The organism is Phyllobacterium sp. K27 (assembly GCF_054796155.1).
This window is the reverse complement of record NZ_CM139240.1, coordinates 681,125-699,707: the sequence shown is the minus strand read 5'-3', so window position 1 is coordinate 699,707 and position 18,583 is coordinate 681,125. Positions and strand designations below refer to the sequence as shown.

General features: G+C 52.0%; 21 protein-coding genes and 2 pseudogenes. 11 read left to right on the top strand and 12 right to left on the bottom strand.

Translation table 11 applies throughout. The annotated features are described in order from the left end of the window. Positions 1-2 precede the first annotated feature (2 nt). From ACYJL1_RS03390 to ACYJL1_RS03380, 3 genes are all read right to left on the bottom strand, one after another. On the bottom strand, positions 3-239 hold the full coding sequence (locus ACYJL1_RS03390; RefSeq protein ID WP_460897036.1) for a DUF768 domain-containing protein: 237 nt from the start codon (positions 237-239) through the stop codon (positions 3-5). Positions 240-304: 65 nt separating this feature from the next. Further along, complete coding sequence (locus ACYJL1_RS03385; RefSeq protein WP_460897035.1) at positions 305-1,111, bottom strand: transglutaminase-like domain-containing protein; 807 nt, start codon at positions 1,109-1,111, stop codon at positions 305-307. 217 nt (positions 1,112-1,328) lie between these two features. Next, a complete protein-coding gene (locus tag ACYJL1_RS03380; RefSeq protein WP_460897034.1) occupies positions 1,329-3,290 on the bottom strand; it encodes an AI-2E family transporter in 1,962 nt (653 codons plus the stop codon). A gap of 185 nt (positions 3,291-3,475) precedes the next feature. Here ACYJL1_RS03380 and ACYJL1_RS03375 point away from each other — a divergent pair, with 185 nt between their 5' ends. The 3 genes from ACYJL1_RS03375 to ACYJL1_RS03365 all read left to right on the top strand — a co-directional run bounded on the left by ACYJL1_RS03375 (position 3,476) and on the right by ACYJL1_RS03365 (position 4,730). After that, positions 3,476-3,634: a DUF3309 domain-containing protein gene (locus ACYJL1_RS03375; RefSeq protein WP_460897033.1), complete on the top strand. Its 159-nt coding sequence runs from the start codon at positions 3,476-3,478 to the stop codon at positions 3,632-3,634. Positions 3,635-3,918: 284 nt separating this feature from the next. After that, entirely contained in the window at positions 3,919-4,257 is a 339-nt protein-coding gene (locus tag ACYJL1_RS03370; RefSeq protein ID WP_460897032.1) for an ElaB/YgaM/YqjD family protein, read from the top strand. A gap of 2 nt (positions 4,258-4,259) precedes the next feature. Beyond that, on the top strand, positions 4,260-4,730 hold the full coding sequence (locus tag ACYJL1_RS03365) for a hypothetical protein (protein WP_460897031.1): 471 nt from the start codon (positions 4,260-4,262) through the stop codon (positions 4,728-4,730). Here the strand turns inward: ACYJL1_RS03365 and ACYJL1_RS03360 are convergent. Continuing rightward, entirely contained in the window at positions 4,710-6,221 is a 1,512-nt protein-coding gene (locus ACYJL1_RS03360) for a sensor histidine kinase (RefSeq protein WP_460897030.1), read from the bottom strand. The genes ACYJL1_RS03365 and ACYJL1_RS03360 overlap by 21 nt on opposite strands. Before the next feature lie 155 nt (positions 6,222-6,376). Between ACYJL1_RS03360 and ACYJL1_RS03355 the strand changes: the two genes are divergently transcribed. Continuing rightward, entirely contained in the window at positions 6,377-6,598 is a 222-nt protein-coding gene (locus tag ACYJL1_RS03355) for a hypothetical protein (RefSeq protein WP_460897029.1), read from the top strand. Here the strand turns inward: ACYJL1_RS03355 and ACYJL1_RS03350 are convergent. Then, a pseudogene (locus ACYJL1_RS03350) lies at positions 6,595-7,526 on the bottom strand (IS481 family transposase). The gene ACYJL1_RS03355 and the pseudogene ACYJL1_RS03350 sit on opposite strands and share 4 nt — an antisense overlap. Positions 7,527-7,626: 100 nt before the next feature. Continuing rightward, complete coding sequence (locus ACYJL1_RS03345; RefSeq protein ID WP_460897028.1) at positions 7,627-8,382, bottom strand: Crp/Fnr family transcriptional regulator; 756 nt, start codon at positions 8,380-8,382, stop codon at positions 7,627-7,629. 140 nt (positions 8,383-8,522) lie between these two features. Between ACYJL1_RS03345 and ACYJL1_RS03340 the strand changes: the two genes are divergently transcribed. Continuing rightward, the gene (locus ACYJL1_RS03340; protein WP_460897027.1) at positions 8,523-8,909 is read left to right on the top strand and encodes a response regulator; all 387 of its coding nucleotides are present in this window, start codon (positions 8,523-8,525) and stop codon (positions 8,907-8,909) included. Positions 8,910-8,915: 6 nt separating this feature from the next. Here ACYJL1_RS03340 and ACYJL1_RS03335 read toward each other — a convergent pair whose 3' ends face one another. Both ACYJL1_RS03335 and ACYJL1_RS03330 read right to left on the bottom strand, forming a co-directional pair. Next, complete coding sequence (locus ACYJL1_RS03335; protein WP_460897026.1) at positions 8,916-9,467, bottom strand: RNA polymerase sigma factor; 552 nt, start codon at positions 9,465-9,467, stop codon at positions 8,916-8,918. Between the two features lie 12 nt (positions 9,468-9,479). After that, positions 9,480-9,683: a NepR family anti-sigma factor gene (locus ACYJL1_RS03330; protein WP_460897025.1), complete on the bottom strand. Its 204-nt coding sequence runs from the start codon at positions 9,681-9,683 to the stop codon at positions 9,480-9,482. A 171-nt stretch (positions 9,684-9,854) separates the two neighbouring features. On the opposite strand from ACYJL1_RS03330, the gene ACYJL1_RS03325 reads away from it, so the two are divergent. The 3 genes from ACYJL1_RS03325 (at position 9,855) to ACYJL1_RS03315 (ending at position 12,520) form a co-directional block, all read left to right on the top strand. Further along, on the top strand, positions 9,855-10,649 hold the full coding sequence (locus ACYJL1_RS03325) for a response regulator (RefSeq protein ID WP_460897024.1): 795 nt from the start codon (positions 9,855-9,857) through the stop codon (positions 10,647-10,649). Positions 10,650-10,731: 82 nt separating this feature from the next. Further along, positions 10,732-10,896: a DUF1328 domain-containing protein gene (locus tag ACYJL1_RS03320; protein WP_460897023.1), complete on the top strand. Its 165-nt coding sequence runs from the start codon at positions 10,732-10,734 to the stop codon at positions 10,894-10,896. 157 nt (positions 10,897-11,053) lie between these two features. Further along, positions 11,054-12,520, top strand: a complete 1,467-nt coding sequence (locus tag ACYJL1_RS03315; protein WP_460897022.1) for an ArnT family glycosyltransferase — start codon at positions 11,054-11,056, stop codon at positions 12,518-12,520. Here the strand turns inward: ACYJL1_RS03315 and ACYJL1_RS03310 are convergent. Then, positions 12,462-13,181, bottom strand: coding sequence for a glycosyltransferase family 2 protein (locus ACYJL1_RS03310; RefSeq protein ID WP_460897021.1), 720 nt, complete (start codon positions 13,179-13,181; stop codon positions 12,462-12,464). The genes ACYJL1_RS03315 and ACYJL1_RS03310 overlap by 59 nt on opposite strands. A 389-nt stretch (positions 13,182-13,570) precedes the next feature. Here ACYJL1_RS03310 and ACYJL1_RS03305 point away from each other — a divergent pair, with 389 nt between their 5' ends. Both ACYJL1_RS03305 and ACYJL1_RS03300 read left to right on the top strand, forming a co-directional pair. Further along, positions 13,571-14,926, top strand: coding sequence for a murein hydrolase activator EnvC family protein (locus tag ACYJL1_RS03305; RefSeq protein WP_460897020.1), 1,356 nt, complete (start codon positions 13,571-13,573; stop codon positions 14,924-14,926). Further along, on the top strand, positions 14,916-16,241 hold the full coding sequence (locus ACYJL1_RS03300) for a S41 family peptidase (RefSeq protein ID WP_460897019.1): 1,326 nt from the start codon (positions 14,916-14,918) through the stop codon (positions 16,239-16,241). The genes ACYJL1_RS03305 and ACYJL1_RS03300 overlap by 11 nt, the downstream gene beginning before the upstream one ends. Here the strand turns inward: ACYJL1_RS03300 and ACYJL1_RS03295 are convergent. Beyond that, a complete protein-coding gene (locus ACYJL1_RS03295; RefSeq protein ID WP_460897018.1) occupies positions 16,234-16,464 on the bottom strand; it encodes a hypothetical protein in 231 nt (76 codons plus the stop codon). The two genes, ACYJL1_RS03300 and ACYJL1_RS03295, sit on opposite strands and share 8 nt — an antisense overlap. Before the next feature lie 48 nt (positions 16,465-16,512). On the opposite strand from ACYJL1_RS03295, the pseudogene ACYJL1_RS03290 reads away from it, so the two are divergent. After that, positions 16,513-17,037 (top strand): annotated as a pseudogene (locus ACYJL1_RS03290) (RNA pyrophosphohydrolase). 12 nt (positions 17,038-17,049) lie between these two features. Here ACYJL1_RS03290 and lepB read toward each other — a convergent pair. Continuing rightward, on the bottom strand, positions 17,050-17,973 hold the full coding sequence (gene lepB / locus ACYJL1_RS03285; RefSeq protein WP_460897017.1) for a signal peptidase I: 924 nt from the start codon (positions 17,971-17,973) through the stop codon (positions 17,050-17,052). A gap of 66 nt (positions 17,974-18,039) precedes the next feature. Further along, the gene (locus ACYJL1_RS03280; protein WP_460897016.1) at positions 18,040-18,447 is read right to left on the bottom strand and encodes a F0F1 ATP synthase subunit epsilon; all 408 of its coding nucleotides are present in this window, start codon (positions 18,445-18,447) and stop codon (positions 18,040-18,042) included. Positions 18,448-18,583: the final 136 nt, after the last annotated feature.

The following is an 18,583-nucleotide window of genomic DNA, read 5'->3' as shown; positions in this document are numbered from 1 at the left end:
GTCTATTTCTCTGTCTTTGCCAATGCAACTCTATCCACGGCGGCAATCATGCAAATCTCGAGATCGCCCAAACCATCCTTGATCTCGGCTTCGGTGATACCCTCGGCCTCAGCATCGGCAGCACAACGCTCTGCGAGACGTTTGGGGCGACTATCATGATTCTCCATATCGACTGGCTTGGTGGTATCAATATTGGCGTCAATCCAATTATTAACGAAATCAATGGCTCGTTGACTCATTTTGTGCTCCTGGAATTATTGTCCATCGAGCCAGTAAAACAATTGGATAACGATAAGGTTGCGCATTAACAGGCTTCGTCCGCCCATACCTTGAACTTTGTCAGAGAATTTGGGCCGAAAATATTGGTCAAAGGCACATCTGCTGCATCGCGACCGTGCGCTATCTTTACCCGGCCGATACGAGGTTTATTGTTGCGCGGATCAAATGTGTGCCATGCACCTCCAAGATAGACTTCCATCCAGGCGCAAAAATCCATCTCAGCATGCGGGAGCGGTATGCCAATATCGGTAATATAGCCGGTGCAATAGCGGGTCGGAATATTCAGGCACCGGCAAAATGCAACGGCCAGATGGGTATAGTCGCGACAAACCCCGCGCCCTTCGAAATAACCTGATGATGCCGTGCGGGTCGGATTGGAATATTCATAACCAAAAGTAATGTGGTTGTGAACGAAGTCGCAAACAGCCTGAACCCTTTGCCATCCTTCCGGAGAACCACCAAACAGCCGCCAGGCCTCATCACTCAGAAGATCCGTTTCACAATAACGGCTGCCCATCAGGTACACCAGCGTCTCGTCTGGCAGGTCCTGTACGCGATGCTGCACAGCATCCAGCACAACCGGGTCCGGCAATCCGCTATCGCGAACAAGAGCGTTCGTGGAACAGATAAAGGTTCCCGGCTCGGCAACAATCCGGTTGCACCAATTACCGAACTGATCGTGATAACCAGTGATGGTTGAATCAAAGTTGGTCTGAAATGTTTCGATACCTTCCAGATCGTCAAAACGTGAATGATGGACATTCAATATCGCTACAAGAGGTGTTTGCTGCGTGAACTCAAATACCAGCTCGCACCCTACATGTAATATCATCCACGATTCCCTTAATTGTAATTTGCGTTGAGACAGCATCGGCAGAGTCTGATGAAAAAGCAACCGCAATAGACGACCCGGCACCCACGGGGGAACAGGCACCGGGTCTTATGTTACCGATCAAAGGCTCGATCAGCTTGTGAGAAACGTCGCAGTCATATCTTGGTTCCCCTAAAATCCTTCGCGAAAAAGAAATACATAAAACGACCGCTCCCTATCATAATTCCTGGACCGCCTTCTCGATTGAAGTCGCAAAAATGCAGTTGCGGGTCGAACCGACGATCTTCTCGGCGTCGACATTTTCCGCATCCTCACCCCAGAACCCGATGATGATTTTTATACGCGCATTGCGCCGTCTGATCCGCCGTATCAAGTATCGCGCATGGGCGATGGATGAGGTGTTGAGGTAGCTGATGCAGATAGCGCTCACGCCAGCAAGTTCGAGCTTGCCGATATTTACAGCTTCGAGTTCATCATGAGTGATGTCATGAACCTCAAAATTGCTGCGCTCAAAAATATCACCAACAATAACAGCGGCAACGTCGTCCAGATCGCCACGCCCACCAGCTGATATGATGGTCTTCGGTTTGCTCGGCTCTGCCTTTTTGGTGTTCGTCTTGTTAGTTTTAGTTTGTTCCTCTAGCTCAATTCCCTCCTCCAGAATTTCCTGGTAGTCAGACAGGTTTTCGACGAGAAAGACCATGCTTTGTGCAACACGGTTACGTCTCGGGGCATCCAGAACACCGCGCCCGCGATCATGTTCGGCTAACAGAAGCGCAGGAATAGCGACAGACGAATAGTAATCAACGATGGAATTTGATTGGAGATATTCCTCTGCTTTTTCTGTTGCCTCGTCGGGGTCGCCCGACAGCAGCCGTTGGTATAATTGCTGCGGCGGCAGAAGCACCGGCTCATTCCCAAGCAGCACATCAAGAAACTCAAATTTCGGTACATGCCGCCCAAGAACGACAAGGCACACGGTCAACGGCGTAGAAAGGATAAGGCCGATAGGTCCCCATATCCATGTCCACACAATTGCCGCCATGAGAATGGCGACGGGCGAAAGGCCAGTCTTTGACCCATAAAGCAACGGCTCCATGATGTTATTGCTGATCAGCTCAAGCACGATGAACAGGGCTGCGGTCCAGACGAGCAGCATCCACCCCGGGTCAACGGCAAGCGACAGCATCAAAGGAAAGAACGCTGCGATAATGGGCCCGATATAGGGCACAAATCGCAAGACAATAGCCAGCATGCCCCATAGCATTGGATTAGGAATGCCGATCCACCAAAGCCCAATTCCTATCGGTACGCCAAAGCTGATATTGATGATAAGCTGCATCAGCAAATATTGCCCCACGCGCTTGCCCGCATCGTGCAGCGCTGTGGTCGTTCGGTGAATATCGCTTGCTCCGACCAGCTTTATGAAGCGATCCCGCAAATCTTCCCGGCGCATGAGCATGAAGATAACGACGACAATAACGATACCGATGGTTGCCAATGGCTGGATTAGCGGTCCGGCAAATGTCTGCAAGAGACTCAGCGGGTCAGGTGGAGGATTACGAATTTCGACCGGCACCGGTTTATTTGGATCCTGTACTTTCAGTGCTGTACCACTTGCAGGGTTTTGCCCCTCGACATTTTCCGGCGGTTTGCGGGCCTCATCCTGATTGTCGGGAGCATTGTCGACAGGAAAACGCTCCACTTCGTCCGATCGCCCGATTTCTTCGCTAAATCTTTTGAACATGCGGGCGCCGCGATCAAAGATACTGTTGCCAGATTGCGCATCTTTGACCGTGCGTATCTTTGTTTCGATATTATACTGATAGCTCGGCAGGTTTTGTGCCAGAACGGTTAGCTGGCTCACAACGATTCCAACAAATATTGCAATCACCATGAATGCCGCAACCACAACACTGATGACAGCGATGGCCTTTGGTACTCCATTGCGCTGCAGCCGTGTCACCAGCGGGGACAGAGCGAACGTCAAAAGCAATGCTAGCGCCAGTGGCACGAAGACGTCGCTGGCAAAATAGAGAGCTGCAACAATCGCTATTACAACTATAATCGGCGGGAAATGGGCCCGTGTATCCTCGACAACAATTGGTGAATTCACAGACTTTCTCGTCACGCGTTCCACAGCACGCGGCAATCGCCCGCTGAAATCTTCAGGGGGCATGAAAAACCTCCAATCGGAAATGCATAGAACGTCTCTCCATTAAAACCCGCCACTGCAACGCTGCCTGAGCAAATTGGTTGCATGGGATCCACAACGTTTCGTCTGGTTGATAACTGTGGAAGGTTTGGAACGAAACTCATTGTTGCGGTGTTTATTATTCGAACAATTAATCAGAGGGATCGAACATGTCGCTAACAACAATTCTTGTCGTCATCCTTATTCTTGCATTGATTGGCGTCTTCCCCACTTGGCCGCATGCGCGCAATTGGGGTTACGGCCCTTCCGGGCTACTTGGCATCGTCCTGGTGGTTCTCGTAGTTCTACTGCTCATGGGCCGCATCTGATACCAAGGAAAAGGAGTATCCATCCATGTTTCGTGGCGTTTTACTTTGGCTTATCGGGCTGCCGCTTCCAATCATCATCATTCTTTGGCTGATGGGCTATCTTTCATAAAGTCTTACAAATTCAATCATGCACACAAGCGGATGTGGGTACAGCCGAACAATAAGGAACTTACTTTGTGACACGGCCCGCTCATCGCAGCTTGCCGTGGCCACTTTCGCATGGAACAAATAGTTTCCAGTAACGTTTCGAACTCATATGCATCTATTTTCCAAGGAGTTACCGCATGGCCACCGTTTCCTCGAAAATTAAAAAAGCAGTCGACGACGCTACGGAGACGAACCCTGATTTGCAGGCGCAGGTCGCCGCGTTAAAGGAGGACATCGCCAGTATCGCTGCAACGCTCGCACAAATTGGCAAAAACTCGACCAAGGAAGCCCGAGCCAACGCTGCCAATTCTTTTGAAACAGCCAAAGTACGCGGCGAGGAAGTGTTCGAAGACCTGAAATCGCAGGCTCTGGACATCGAGGATCATCTGACCGAAACAATCCGTGACAAACCGCTGACATCGATAGCCGTCGCGGCTGGAGTTGGCTTTCTCCTCGCCCTGATCTCACGTCGCTGATCATGCTGAAACTGCTGACCCCTTTATTGACCAGCCTCGCCGCCGGGGAGATTGGCCTTACAGTTAGTCGCGTCAAACGAAGCGCGATGTTCCTGAGTGTCATCGCAATACTCAGCTCTATCGGTGCAATCTTTTTACTGATTGCAGCTTATATAGCCTTGTCTGAGCGTTATGGTGAATTGCGAGCGGCGCTTTATATTGGCGGTGGCGCAATCATTCTGGCTATCGTTCTATGTATCGCCATGAAAATATCCGACGCCATCATTCGCAAGCGCCAGCGCGACAGGGCAAAAACCGATACAACAGCGCTTCTGACAATCGCTGCTATCGCCGCCGCACCGATGCTCCTGCGTTCACGTGGCTTGTTGATGCTGGCGATACCTGCAATCGCTTTTGGCGGTTTATCGTTGCTCGGAAAAAAACCCGCAACACGACGTAGGCGTCGCCGCCAATCAGAGGAACTCAGGGATTGAGTTGTCCTTAATGGGCATGGATATAATAGCCTCCATACCGCTTTTCGAGTAACTTAACCTGACGCTGCTCGATATCACCTTGTCCAGGCTCCGCTCGATCAGACGCTCACCCAGTCCGCGTGTCCCGGGTGTGGTTACGGGGGGGCCTCCCACTTCTGTCCAATGAATAATTACACGCGATCCATCCAGCCCTGGCTCAATTTCCCAGGACACTCGCACTTGGCCTCCAGCCGCCGAGAATGCACCATGCTTGGCCGCATTTGTCGCCAGCTCATGCAACGCAATACCTAAACCCAAGGCATGATCAGGCGGCAGCACTATGTCTTCGCCGACCAATACCATCTGAGCGGCATCGTAGATTGCGTAGGGCTCAACCTGTCTTGTGATCAAGTCGACAAGATTGATTCCGCTCCACTCCCGATCGGATAAAAGAGTATGCGCCTCGGAAATCGCGCGCAATCGGCCTGAGAATGCTTCCATGAATTCGGCTGGGTCTGATGTCCGGTTCAAGGTTTGACGTGCCAATGATTGCAACATGGCCAAGGTGTTCTTGACGCGATGATTGAGCTCGCGGAGCAGGAGCCGTGTTTTCTCGGCAGCATTTTTTGTCGCAGTTATATTGATGTTCACACCGACAGCAACTGTTGGCCGACCCGATTCATCCCGTTCGAAAACCCGGCCTCTCCCCAGCAGCCACTGGCCGGATGAGGCGGCTCGGAACTCTCCCATATAATCGTGGCCATGAGCCAGGGCACGGGTAATAGCGGACTTCATCATGGGAAAATCATCCGGATGCATGGCCCGGAAAACATCCTCGCCTGTAACGGGATTATCCTCGCTCAAACCCAGCATGGAATAGGCCATCTTGTTGCCGGTAAAAATTCCGGTTTTAAGGTTCCATACCCAACTGCCAACGTTTCCAACCTCCAGCGCCATGGCATTGCGATTCTCCTCGAGGTGCAGTTTTGTCACGGCGGTTTCGTCGAGTCGGGAGTTGCGCTTCAACTCCATAAGCGACTCGGCAAGACGGGCCAGTTGTAACAATTTTTCTTTCTGCTCGTTTGTAAACTCGGACCATGCCTTAAGTGACACAATGCTCAGCGTACCGACACGCTCATTGGCGACATGAATTGGAGCAATCGCCAAAAACCGTATGGGCGGCGCTTGCGCAGCTGTATTGATTTCAGCAAACAGCACATCCTCAGATGCATCCAGAACAACGAAACATTTCTTTTCCGATGCCGCAATCGCATGTGCTTCGACCGCCCATATATCGACACCACCAACAGGCCCGCAATGAGATAGAGCGAGGCTTTGATCACTGTCCACCAGAGACACGCGCGCGCCATCAGCATTAAAAACCGATAAAGCGAGTTCCGTGAGGTTTTTCAGATCGCCATCATCTTTTCCGATCGGTCGGAGCGTAGAAAGTACATCTCGACGCGACGTTTCCGCCAAGAACGCAAAATTACTATTGGAAGTATCCGTCAACTTCATATCCCACGTGACGACCCATATTAAAGAGGCGCCCCTACTCCACTAATTTATATATCCAACGACTTCAACGCCGCCACCTTGGCATTGTTCCTCCTACGGAACATTTAATCATTCCATTCGTTGCTGAATTGCAATCAATGGAGGACAAAATGCTCAACGCAAACGACATCCTATCGGACGCAGGCCTTAGCAAAGTCCAAAAAATTGCAAAACTGGAAGAAATTCTGGCAGAAGCACGTGGCCTGCAAAGAGCGGCAACAGAAAGTGGAATGGACCCCGAGGACGGTGTGACCAGAAACCTGCGCGATATTGAACTGGCACTGGACAAACTAAACGCAGAAATGCCCGAACCCGGTGCTGCTACGCTCTAGATGTGGAGCCTCAAGAGGTTGTCCCAGTTTAGACTGAGTCGACTGATGGCGGGCGATGCCAATTGTACATATGCGTCCACTCGGGGAGATGGGCTTTGCGGAGCTCTGACGAAGGATAGGCACGTGCATAGGCCCATTCTCGCAAGGCTGTCTGGATGAAGCGTTCGGCCTTGCCGTTGGTTTTGGGCGTATAGGGTTTGGTTCGGATATGCTTGAGACCGAGCGCCTTGCAGGCCTTTGCAAAGTCCTTGGCTTTGTAGCATGAGCCGTTGTCGGTCATGACGCGTGTGACGGTGACGCCGAGGTGCTTGTAGTAGGTGACCGCCGCCTTGAGAAAGGCAATGGCGCTGACGGCCTTCTCGTCGGGCAAGATATCTGTGAAGGCGATGCGGGAGGCGTCGTCGATGCAGACGTGAACGTATTCCCAGCCGACACCACGTGAGTTGCTCTGCCCTTTGCGGTCACCGGTGATGCGGTGACCGACCCGTTCGAAACGGCCTAGCCGCTTGATATCGAGATGGATCAGGCCACCTGGCTCACTATACTGGTAGCGCACCACCGGTTCGGCCGGTTCAATGTCCTTCATCCGCGAGAGCTTTGCGCGCCGCAGGATACGGCTGACGGTAGCGGGCGAGACGCCCGTTTCGAGAGCAATGTGCTTGCCAGTCAGGCGCTGGCGGCGAAGCGTGATGATACGCTGCGCCAGCGCCTGATCTGTCTGCTGTGGACTGTTTTGCGGGCGCGACGAGCGATCGATCATCTGGGCACGCCCACCCTGTTCGAAGCGTTTGACCCAGCGCGACACGATCTTGAGCGAAACGGCATAAACGCGGCCGGCTTCTGCCTTGGTCAGCGCACCGCAAAGAACCGCGACAGCCATTTCCTCTCGACGCAACGGGGTCAGTCGGGCATTCTTATGAATGTTCATTCGGAGCGATCCTGGAAAACTGAGGTGTGGTAACTCCAGTCTCCTAAATCCGCTCCGAATGGACAACCTCCTGAAAGCTCACATCTAGAGCCAGTTGGGTTTAAATATATGGCCGGGGTGTAGCCGACAGCCCCTGCCATTTGGCAATGTCGAGAAGTATTTGATTATCAATAACTTCACACCCGCGGTCGAGCCAACGCAACGCGCCTGTGGCCGCGAGTTTCTTCAATGTTTTGTTCGTATGAACAATCGACAGACCAAGCGTGTCAGCGACGTGCTGCTGGCGCAGAGGCACCATCAGCTTGTTGTTCTTTACCATTCCGACCGATTTGGCGCGCTGGTATAGAAACGCGAAGAGATAGGCTGCCCGTTCCAGTGCTGACCGACGTCCAACACTCAACAATATCTCATCAAGCATCTGCTCCTCGCGGGAGGCCAGCCAGGTAATATCATACGCAATAGTTGGAAAACTCTGAAAGAGCGTCGGCATTTTGTCTCGCTGGAACACACACAGCACCATGGGAGAAAGCGTCTCGACAGAATGTTGCATCTCTTTCATCAACGAGCCCTGTAGCCCGATGAGATCTCCCGGCAGCGCATAATTGAGAATCTGCCGACGGCCATCTTCAAGCGTTTTGTATCGGAACGCCCAGCCCGAAAGGACGGTGAAAAGATGCGCACTACTGGCACCCTCGCCAAGCACTGTGGTACCAACATCTGCAACCAGTTCTCCTATCTTGAACCGGGACAGAAAGCTGACTTCGTCTTTTTCATGCGGCTGGAAATGCGGATAGTTCTGCAAAGGGCACCTTTCGCAAGGGTACTGTCTTACTGCCGATGCTCCATTATTCTTCATTGCTTTACCCGGTTGCAGCTCAATGCAAACTACCACGCCTTTAAAAAATCACATGCGCTTTCTTCTCAATTGATATGTCTTAGTTAAATGACAGTCCCGCAAAGGAGTCCCATAACCGCCGCCACACTGGAGTTTGGGATATGGAACTGGCTGGCAAACGCGTCTTGGCACTCGAAGACGAATACTTGATTGGTTTGGAGCTGGAACGAATTGCGGAAGAATGTGGCGCCAGATCCGTATACGTTGTTTCTACCATTGAGCAGCTGCTGGGCTGGATAAGAAGCGGCCAAACATGTGACCTAGCGATACTTGAAGTGGAGGCTCACGGTGTCTCCTCGCTTAAAGCGGCATCATTGCTTCAGGCACGCAACATCCCTCTCCTGTTCACCAGTGCTTATGATGCCGATCTGTGTGGTATTGCCGAGTTTACAGATACGCCTGTTGTGGGAAAACCTTATGGGAGAAGCCAAATCATACGGGCTGTCGCGTCGCTTGGCAGTTTTCCAACCGACCGGCCCTCAAGCTAAGGCAATTCAGGCGAACTTGTTTGATGTAACCTGGGTAGCAACAGCATCCGGACCGTAGTCGACCTCACCTTCAATTTCCAGAAGTTCCTGCAGGCGGGTCCGGGCACGGCTGACACGGCTTTTGATCGTTCCGACAGCGCATCCGCATATTTCAGCGGCCTCTTCATAGGAAAACCCGGAAGCTCCCACCAGAATGATAGCCTCGCGTTGATCATTGGGAAGTTTTTCCAAAGCTTTTCGGAAGTCCTGTAGATCCAAGGATCCGTATTGCGCAGGGTGAACCGACAATTGTTCCGTAAAAATTCCGTCTGAATCCTGCACTTCACGACCGCGTTTGCGCATCTGACTATAGAACTCATTGCGCAGAATCGTGAAAAGCCACGCCTTGATGTTCGTACCAAGCTCGAACGAATCCTGCTTGGCCCAAGCCTTCATGATCGTGTCCTGAACAAGATCGTCTGCTCTGTCCGGGTTACCGATCAACGAAACCGCAAAGGCTCGCAACTTAGGCAGCGAAGCAATCAGATTTCTTTTAAAGTCCTTTGATTCATGTACCATTCAAGGGCCCGCTTACTTCGAGGATCGCGAATGCAGGCGTTCAGCCTCGTCGAGCTTCTCTAGAAGATCGAGAAATCTGGCCGGTATCTCCTCTTCTTGTACAGACGCATATAACGCTCGAAGCTTTAAACCAATTTCCGTTTCAGCATTTTTTGCATCGCGGCGAAGAACACGCGCTTTGGTGGGCGCAACGGAAGGTTTTATTTTTGCGTTCATTGCTTGATCTTTGCTGGTATGTCGACGCGATGTTCTTAGGCACATTAATGGCGATAATGTCTGAGTGAAGAAAAAGTTCCGGCCATGGGAACTTTTTTTTTGCACAAGTGTTGTAGGACGGAACTCTCTAACTATTCTGATCAATATCGCCTGAACAGGGAACGCACTCGAATGTCATTATCCACCCGGATAGCCCCCCATTTGCCTTATCTTCGCCGTTTCGCCCGCGCCATCACCGGATCACAATCTTCAGGGGATGCTTATGTAGCGGCCACCCTTGAAATTCTCATAACCGATATTTCCCTGTTCCCCGATACGGGATCAGACCGGGTCGGTCTTTATAAATTGCTGATCAAACATTTTAATTCAGTCAATGTCCGGCCTTTGGAAATTCAGTCAGAATATGGCTGGGAAAAACATGCTGCTGCAAATCTGACATCGATTGCCCCGAGGGCACGTCAGGCATTTTTGCTTATCAGCCTTGAAGGGTTCAGCCAGTCTGAAACCATGGAAATTCTCGATATTTCCGATGACGAGCTTTATGCCCTTCTCGATGAGGCGTCCGTTGGCATATCAAAACAGATCGCAACAGATATTCTTATCATCGAAGATGAGCCTTTGATCGCTATGGATATTGAACACATGGTTGATAGCCTGGGCCACAAGGTCGTAGGAATTGCCCGCACCAAAGATGAAGCGTTGAAGCTTTACTCGGAAACACAACCAAGCATGATACTGGCGGACATTCAGTTGGCAGATGGCAGTTCGGGAATTGATGCTGTCAACAACATCCTTAGTCAGGACGCGGTTCCCGTAATTTTTATCACGGCATTTCCAGAGCGCCTGCTGACAGGCGAGCGACCCGAACCCACCTTCCTTGTTACCAAGCCGTTTAACCCGGATATGGTGAAGGCACTCATCACTCAAGCTCTGTTCTTCAAGGAAAGCAGTAAGGCAAAAGCATAGGACAGCAAACCTTCTTCCTCAATATTGCCGGAACCAAACGAACCTTATTTCGTTTCTATTTCAACAATAGAGGGAGTCGACAATGCTTTACTATGCAGTAATTTTTCTGATCATCGCGCTCGTCGCGGGCGCTCTCGGTTTTGGCGGAATTGCTGGTGCTTCTGCTGGTATAGCCCAGATTATATTCTACGTGTTCTTGGCACTGCTTCTTGTGTCACTCATCGCAAGCATAATAAGACGCGCCTGAACCGGGTAAAGTCGCCATTAAAACTGGCGGTTTTACATTTAGGCTTACACTTAATTCAACTTGTTGATAGCAAGCCGGGATTGCACCGATCCACCTATCGTAGTAGTCCACCTGGAAACAAGCGGTGGGGTTTGGAGTGGTTTGGCGGAAATTCAACTTGGCCTCACTTGACGGTCCGGAAATAAACTGGGCGTGGTTTGCACGGCGCGCGCCTCGAATAATTGCTGTTTACATTATCCTTCTCCTCGCTTTACGCCTGTTGCTATCCCGCTTCATGGAGATTGACGAGGCCCAGTTCGTCGGGGCTGTCGACTTTTCATGGATATATGGCAACTCCCATCCACCCTTGTATAATTGGCTCGTCCGGCTGGCGCTTGAACTGACAGGCTGGAACTGGGTGCTGTCGCTTGCACTTGTGCGTCTGTCACTTCTCGGTCTTTATCACTGGCTTGTCTTCGATACAGCAAGGCGCTTTGCTGGGGATCGGGCGGGTGTTCTGGCGCTCGTGGCCTCGGCTTTTCTGCCACAAATCGTGTGGATGTCGATACAAACAACAGCACACACGATTCTTGTCATCGTCGCCTCAATTGGAGTAATCCATGCTCTGGCGCTCATGAGGTCCGGAGCCGGTAACATTGCTTATGTGTGGTTCGGGGTTTGGGCCGCCATAGGCGCACTTGCCAAGTACAACTTCTTTATATTTCTGATCAGCTTCCTCGTCGCCGCGACCCTGACACCATCCATCCGCCGTCAGCTCTTTAGCCGGCCAATCTGGATCTCAATCCTGATCTTTATTACGGCGTTGACGCCAGTCGTTTTAGCATCGCTGAATGCTCCGCTGGCAGCCACCGCAGGGCGCATGGCAAAACTAAGCCAACCCGTAGAATATCTCAATCTTATCGACCTGCCTTATATAGGCTTGGATGGATTCTTCAGCCTTGTTGTTTCTACTGTGCTCTGGTCTGGATTGGCTTTTGTCGTGTACGTCATTGGGAGAACGCGGGATCACCCGCGCCCCGTAGCCGACGGTGACGAAGAAGTTCGTAAACTGCTCTTGCGCACAATACTAATTGGTCTGGGAGCGTTTGCACTGCTGGTTTTGCTGGCCGATTATCATTCAGTGGCCCAACGTTACATGGCACCCATTTTGGCACCGACAGCAATCTTGCTTGCGCTGCGCTTCCCTCAGGTCCTTGGAGCGCGCAATCTATTGTTTTTATCGGTGTGCATGTTTGTGCTCGCTCCGCTCGGCTTTGCCGGCGTAGCGCTTTTTGGAACGCCGCGATTCACCTTCCCTTTCGATGCAGTCAGCAGCGCCATTCGCGCCCAAAATCCAGCTCCGGCAACAGTCATCTCAAATCGTCAGGACGATGCTGCGAACATCTCCGTCCTTTTGCATTGGCCGCCCGAGCGAGGCACAGCCACGGACACCGTTATTGTCTGGCACGGCAATGATGCCCCAGCCGAAGATCTTCTCGCTCAATTGCCTGCCGATGCCCTGCCCACCAGCCCGGTTACGCGCGTCTCTGCTCCTGTCAGAAATTTCAACGGAGAGCTGCGAACTTTCAGCTTTCAGCGCTTTTCATCTCGGTCACCTGTACCGGATCAGAATAACGACGGATAAGCCAGAACACGCCAACCGTATCGAGAAAAGCAACGGCAGCCCGATCAAAGAAACCATATTTGGAAACGCCAGCCAGTCTTGGCCGGTCTTCGATGTCGACCTCAATAACGGCCATGCCAGCACGGCGTGATAGCGCCGGCATAAATCGATGCATATTGTCGAAATAAGGGAAGTGCCGCGCCGCGGCGGCCGGCAGGATTTTGAAACCGCACCCTGCATCCCGGCAATCATCTTTCAGAAGACGCTTGCGAATAAAATTGGCAATGCGTGAGGTCACGAGTTTGACCAAGCCATCATTCCGACGTTTGCGCACGCCTGCAAAAAGCACTGGCGGCGATGTTTCTATACGGCTCCACAGCTTTTTAATATCGGCAGGATCGTTCTGGCCGTCACCATCCAATGTGGCAATCCACCGGCCATTGGCGGCTTGAAAACCGCTAAGCAACGCGCGCGATTTGCCCGTACGCTTTTCATGTCTCAACACGCGAATCCTGCTATCTGCACGCAAGGCTTCACCAGCCGAACCATCCGTCGAACCGTCGTCAATGACGATGATCTCATATGCTGGGCCGTTGGCCATGACAGTGCTGATCTCTTGGACAAGCAAACCAATATTGCCGGCCTCATTATATACAGGAACAATAATTGTCAGTTCGATCATATCAGGAAACCATTAAACGATACCGGAAGGATGCTGGCGGCAGAACCAGTTCATACTCGATACGATAATTTGCTATGTATAGATACGTCGAAACGATTTCCATCCCTTCCATAGCAATTCCAGCAAAAGTGGGAATCGGTTTTGCGTCCGGAATTGCGTAAAAGCAAAGAGATAGAGCATTGAAGGCGACTCCGTTTTCGCCGGAAATGCTCTAATCGGACAAAATCAGACCTTTCGCTGTGCAACTATGCGGCTCGTTATTTAACGCCGCAATTCCGCCATTCGGATTGCTAGTACAATAAAGAGCTTTCGATGCGAACCCATCATGGTTAATGCTTAGGTGGAGCTTTCTAGAGTGGTTTGAATAACATGTTGATTCCGGACAGGTAATGAAACTTGAGCTAAGCAGAGCATTTATCGGTTCGGGCAAGAGCATTTCCGGAGCAATCATTCTTGCCTGCGCTATGGCGTTCAGCCCGGATGCCCGAGCCCAACCAACAGCTACTCCGTCCGAGCAATCATCCATCGAATCAAAGCGTGCGGAAACCGCAAAAGAGCTTGAGGAGTTGACCAGCCAGATATCGCTTTCAGCCGACAAAGTCGCTTCGCTCGACAAAGAAATCTCCGGTTTGAAAAAAGACCAGACAACGATTACCGCTGCGCTTATCCAAGCGGCCAAAACCGAAAAAAAGCTAAGCGAAGATATTAGCAACTTTACGGATCGACTCACCGGGCTGCGCGAACGCGAAGATGGCGTAAGGCTCGTCTTGCGGCAGCGCCGTGGCGCCCTGGCCGAGGTGCTCGCTGCCTTGCAAAGAATGGGCCTAAGCCCGCCTCCAGCCCTGCTCGTACGTCCCGATGATGCCTTGGCATCTGTGCGCAGCGCTGTCCTTCTGGGCGCAGTTGTTCCTGAAATGCGCGAACAGACGGAAGCCTTGGTCGCCGATCTGAAAGAACTGACCAGAATCAAGACTTCGATTTCAGAAGAGCAGGCCCGATTGACTTCGGCACTGTCCAGTCAAGCAGAGGAAAAGAAACGACTCGACCTTCTGCTGGCTGAAAAGCAAAAACTGCAAACCACATCCGAGGAAACGCTGACCGCTGAAAGACAGCGGGCCGAGCAGCTGGCGAAGCGTGCCACTTCGCTGCAGGGCCTTATCGCCGCTATGGAAAAAGACATGGCGGAAGCACAAAAAGCCGCCAACGAAGCCAGCAGCGAAGAGCAGCAGAGGCTCGAAGCCAGCCGGAAACGCGCCGATGAGTTTGCCGCAAATCAAAACCGCCTGGTTGCGCAGGTAAACTTTGCCTCATTGCGCGGGCGACTTGCAATGCCTGCCGCAGGCAAACTCGTTAAGCACTTTGGCGATAATGACGGTCTTGGCGGCACTCTTCAGGGAGACACGCTGGAAACCAGCTCCGGTGCGACAATAACCGCTCCTGCGGATGCGGTTGTTCTTTATGCGGGCGCATTCCGCTCCTATGGTCAACTCTTGATACTTGACGCCGGCAATGGCTATCATGTCGTTTTGGCGGGAATGTCCAAAATCAATGTCTCGCAGAACCAGTTTGTTCTGGCAGGAGAGCCGGTCGGTGTAATGAACGAACAACTTATCGCGAGCAGTGCACCTGTACTGGGAAATGGAGCTCCAATGCTTTACATTGAGTTCCGGAAAGATACAAAACCTGTTAATCCCGCCCCATGGTGGGCTGATCGACTTGCTGGAAGGACCGCAAATGATACGTAGACTATCGCTTCTCATGGCTGGAGCACTGATGGGCGCTACGGCAATGGTTGTTGTGCAGGGTGCCCTGCCCACTACCGCTGCAGAGGCTGCGGGCAATGACACCTATAAACAGCTATCAATTTTTGGTGACATATTCGAGCGCGTGCGCGCCCAATATGTCACCCCGCCGGATGACAAGAAGCTGGTTGAGAATGCCATTAACGGCATGCTGACCTCGCTTGATCCGCACTCATCTTACATGAATGCTGAGCAGGCGCAGGACATGCGCGTTCAGACCAAGGGTGAGTTTGGCGGTCTCGGTATCGAAGTCACCATGGAGAATGAGCTGGTAAAGGTCATCGCACCGATTGATGATACGCCAGCCGCGAAAGCCGGCGTTCTCGCCGGAGATTATATCTCGAAAATCGATGGCGTCGAAGTTCGTGGGCTGACACTGACAGACGCGGTCGACAAGATGCGCGGCGAGATCAAAACCCCGATCGAGCTTACGCTGATCCGTCAAGGCGCGGACAAGCCGATTGTGCTGACAATCATCCGTGATGTGGTTAAAGTTCAGGCGGTGAAATCGCGCGTCGAAAATGACGTTGGCTATGTCCGCGTGATCTCCTTCACTGAAAAGACATTCGATGACCTGCAAAAGGCCATCAAGGATATTCAGAGCAAGATTCCCAAAGACAAGCTCAAGGGCTTCGTTCTCGATCTTCGCCTCAATCCGGGCGGCCTTCTCGATCAGGCAGTCGCTGTTTCGGATGCTTTCCTCGACAAGGGGGAAGTTGTCTCGACGCGTGGCCGCGATCCCCAGGATATTACCCGATTTGATGCCCGTTCCGGTGATTTGACCGACGGAAAGCCGCTGATCGTTCTCATCAATGGCGGTTCAGCCAGTGCATCCGAGATTGTCGCCGGTGCATTGCAGGATCATCGTCGTGGCACCATTCTGGGTACACGTTCATTTGGTAAAGGCTCTGTGCAGACAATCATTCCGCTTGGCGAAAACGGTGCACTGCGCTTGACCACGGCGCTCTATTACACGCCTGCCGGCAAGTCCATTCAGGGCAAGGGCATCATCCCCGACATTACGGTGGAGCAGCCATTGCCGGACGAGCTCAAGGGCAAGGTTGAGCCGATGAGCGAGTCAAGCCTCAAGGGCCACATAAAGGGTGCTCAGGAAGATGCCGAAGGTTCCGGTTCTATTCCTTATGTTCCACCGGAGCCAAAGGACGATCTGCAACTCATTCAGGCAATGAAACTTTTGCGCGGCGAACAGGCCAATGCAGCTTTTCCTGCCGATCCCAAAAAGGGCGTTCCTAACTGACATGATCAAAATGGCCGGGCTTTCCTTGAATAGTCCGGCCACTTTCCTTTCTACCCGCGGCACTTGCCGCCAGCCCTTCCTCCTTTCCCCCCCTATAGCGCGCCAAAGGCATTGCCGTTGCAACCGGCTCGATCTTTGACATGACCATTGAAGCAGTCGCGGCATAAGCGAATGAGGCAAAGACGCGCGGTATAGGGATCGTCCCGTATCGGCGCTTGTCCACGATCTCCAAAAGGGTTAGCACTTCCAACGCGCCCACCGGAGCTTTCGCATGAGCAAGAACAAAAAGCCTGTCGATCCACAATCCCTGCCCTATCGTCCTTGTGTCGGCATCATGGTGCTCAACAAGGAAGGACTTGTCTGGGCCGGCCATCGTATTGTCATCCCTAATGACGAGATGGATGGGCAGACACAGCTTTGGCAAATGCCGCAAGGCGGCATAGATGTGGGTGAAGCTTCAGAACCGGCAGCCCTGCGCTAGCTTTACGAAGAAACCGGTATGAAGTCCGTATCCTTGCTGGCCGAGGCGCCAAACTGGATAAATTATGATCTGCCACCGCATCTCATAGGCATTGCTCTCAAGGGTAAATATCGCGGTCAGACACAAAAGTGGTTTGCTTATCGCTTCGAAGGCGACGAAAGCGAGATCGCGATCAATCCCCCGCCCGGAGGACATACGCCCGAATTCGATAAATGGGCGTGGAAGCCAATGGCCCAATTGCCTGACCTGATCGTGCCATTTAAACGCGCCGTCTATGAAGAAGTTGTGACCGCGTTCAAGCATTTGGCGGGATAATCCTCCCGCTCTTCATTCCGCTGCAACCGGGCTTTCTTCGTCTGGAACCAGTATACGTCGCTGACGATAGTCTACGCCTCGTGAATTCCAGAACACTCGAATAGCTTGGCCGATAATATCGTCGGAATGAACGAATCCGAGCGCAAACCTGCTATCATTTGAAGTATCCCGATTATCTCCCAATACAAAGTAATGATCAGCAGGGACAACCGAAGTTTCCGTGTCGTCCCCCGGATGCCCTTCTATGAAGTTTACAACCTCATAAGATACACCATTTGGGAGCGTCTCCCATTGTAGCTTGGCCAAAGGTGGCATTCCCGGGCAGTTGCAGTCACCTGTCGGTACAAGTGACACGGCGCTGCCATTAATATGTAGAGTGCCGCTTATCATTTGAATCGTATCACCGCCCTGCCCCACAATCCTGCCGACTGAGGTTCTAGGGCCGTCGCCAGTATGAAACTCGACAACACTGCCGAGGCGCGGAGGCGAATCGAATAAAGCGCCTTTCAGCACAAGATAATTGTCGCCATTCACCAGCGTTGGCTGCATGCTCTCATCATGCACTGAAAATGGTTCTCCCAGCCATGCATAGCATCCAATCGAAAGCGAAATTGGCAGAACTATCCCAAGCACAGTGACGGCCGCGCCATGGGAGTACCATTTCGTTGACACAGTTCCTAACCTCCAGCGCCAAACGAAGTCGACACCTGTAAGTCCGTAGGCCAGCCAGCCCCAGGTCACCAGCAGGTCACCGCGAATGTGCTTTGGCAGGACTGGCAACCCATACAGCAGAGCAAAAATAAGCGCAGCGGAAGATACCAAGGCCCAGATGGCTGCCAAACGTCCTCGGCCAACCCACAGCAAACCAGCAAATATTCCAAAAAAGAATGTTATAAGGCCTGTCGATACAAGCCCTCGAGACTTGTGAAAAAGCATAATAAAAATCCATAATAAAAAAGCGGACCTAAGCCCGCTTCATCATCATCGATCATGCAGAACGATTCAAGCTGCCTTGATGGCATCCTGCAAAGTCGTCAACTGACCGAGCAGGTCTTCGGCGCGGGACTTTTCTTCGCGCGTGGTTGCATCTTCGAAGTCTTCCTTGGCGTCCTTGATGCGGTTCTGCAACTCATCAGCCTTTATATCGGTAACGTGTACCGCCGATTCCGCCAGAAGAATGCAGCCATCCGGAGTGACATCAACGAAACCACCAAAAACAACATAGCTGTCCGGCTTGCCGTCAGCTGCCTTCACAGTGACCACACCCGGCTTGATCGTTGCCATCAATGGAGCATGGTGAGCCATGACAGTCATGTAACCTTCCGTGCCCGGAACAACGACTTCAATGACCTGCTCCGAAAGAAGAAGGCGTTCTGGTGAGACGAGTTCAAACTGGAAGGCTTCAGCCATGATATCCACTCAATTCCTGTGATCTAGAGCGCTTTACGTTTTGATGAATCAAAACTGCGCTCTAAGCCTTTGTTCCTACGCAATCCCGGACGCAAAACCGTTTCACACTTTTGCTGGTATTGCTCTAGACCTGATC

Bases quoted from the DNA above. Each gene is read 5' to 3' on its own strand.
- ACYJL1_RS03390 (WP_460897036.1), bottom strand. From the start codon at position 239: ATGAGTCAACGAGCCATTGATTTCGTTAATAATTGGATTGACGCCAAT.
- ACYJL1_RS03385 (WP_460897035.1), bottom strand. From the start codon at position 1,111: ATGATATTACATGTAGGGTGCGAGCTGGTATTTGAGTTCACGCAGCAA.
- ACYJL1_RS03380 (WP_460897034.1), bottom strand. From the start codon at position 3,290: ATGCCCCCTGAAGATTTCAGCGGGCGATTGCCGCGTGCTGTGGAACGC.
- ACYJL1_RS03375 (WP_460897033.1), top strand. From the start codon at position 3,476: ATGTCGCTAACAACAATTCTTGTCGTCATCCTTATTCTTGCATTGATT.
- ACYJL1_RS03370 (WP_460897032.1), top strand. From the start codon at position 3,919: ATGGCCACCGTTTCCTCGAAAATTAAAAAAGCAGTCGACGACGCTACG.
- ACYJL1_RS03365 (WP_460897031.1), top strand. From the start codon at position 4,260: ATGCTGAAACTGCTGACCCCTTTATTGACCAGCCTCGCCGCCGGGGAG.
- ACYJL1_RS03355 (WP_460897029.1), top strand. From the start codon at position 6,377: ATGCTCAACGCAAACGACATCCTATCGGACGCAGGCCTTAGCAAAGTC.
- ACYJL1_RS03345 (WP_460897028.1), bottom strand. From the start codon at position 8,382: ATGAAGAATAATGGAGCATCGGCAGTAAGACAGTACCCTTGCGAAAGG.
- ACYJL1_RS03340 (WP_460897027.1), top strand. From the start codon at position 8,523: ATGGAACTGGCTGGCAAACGCGTCTTGGCACTCGAAGACGAATACTTG.
- ACYJL1_RS03335 (WP_460897026.1), bottom strand. From the start codon at position 9,467: ATGGTACATGAATCAAAGGACTTTAAAAGAAATCTGATTGCTTCGCTG.
- ACYJL1_RS03330 (WP_460897025.1), bottom strand. From the start codon at position 9,683: ATGAACGCAAAAATAAAACCTTCCGTTGCGCCCACCAAAGCGCGTGTT.
- ACYJL1_RS03325 (WP_460897024.1), top strand. From the start codon at position 9,855: ATGTCATTATCCACCCGGATAGCCCCCCATTTGCCTTATCTTCGCCGT.
- ACYJL1_RS03320 (WP_460897023.1), top strand. From the start codon at position 10,732: ATGCTTTACTATGCAGTAATTTTTCTGATCATCGCGCTCGTCGCGGGC.
- ACYJL1_RS03310 (WP_460897021.1), bottom strand. From the start codon at position 13,181: ATGATCGAACTGACAATTATTGTTCCTGTATATAATGAGGCCGGCAAT.
- ACYJL1_RS03305 (WP_460897020.1), top strand. From the start codon at position 13,571: ATGAAACTTGAGCTAAGCAGAGCATTTATCGGTTCGGGCAAGAGCATT.
- ACYJL1_RS03300 (WP_460897019.1), top strand. From the start codon at position 14,916: ATGATACGTAGACTATCGCTTCTCATGGCTGGAGCACTGATGGGCGCT.
- lepB (WP_460897017.1), bottom strand. From the start codon at position 17,973: ATGCTTTTTCACAAGTCTCGAGGGCTTGTATCGACAGGCCTTATAACA.
- ACYJL1_RS03280 (WP_460897016.1), bottom strand. From the start codon at position 18,447: ATGGCTGAAGCCTTCCAGTTTGAACTCGTCTCACCAGAACGCCTTCTT.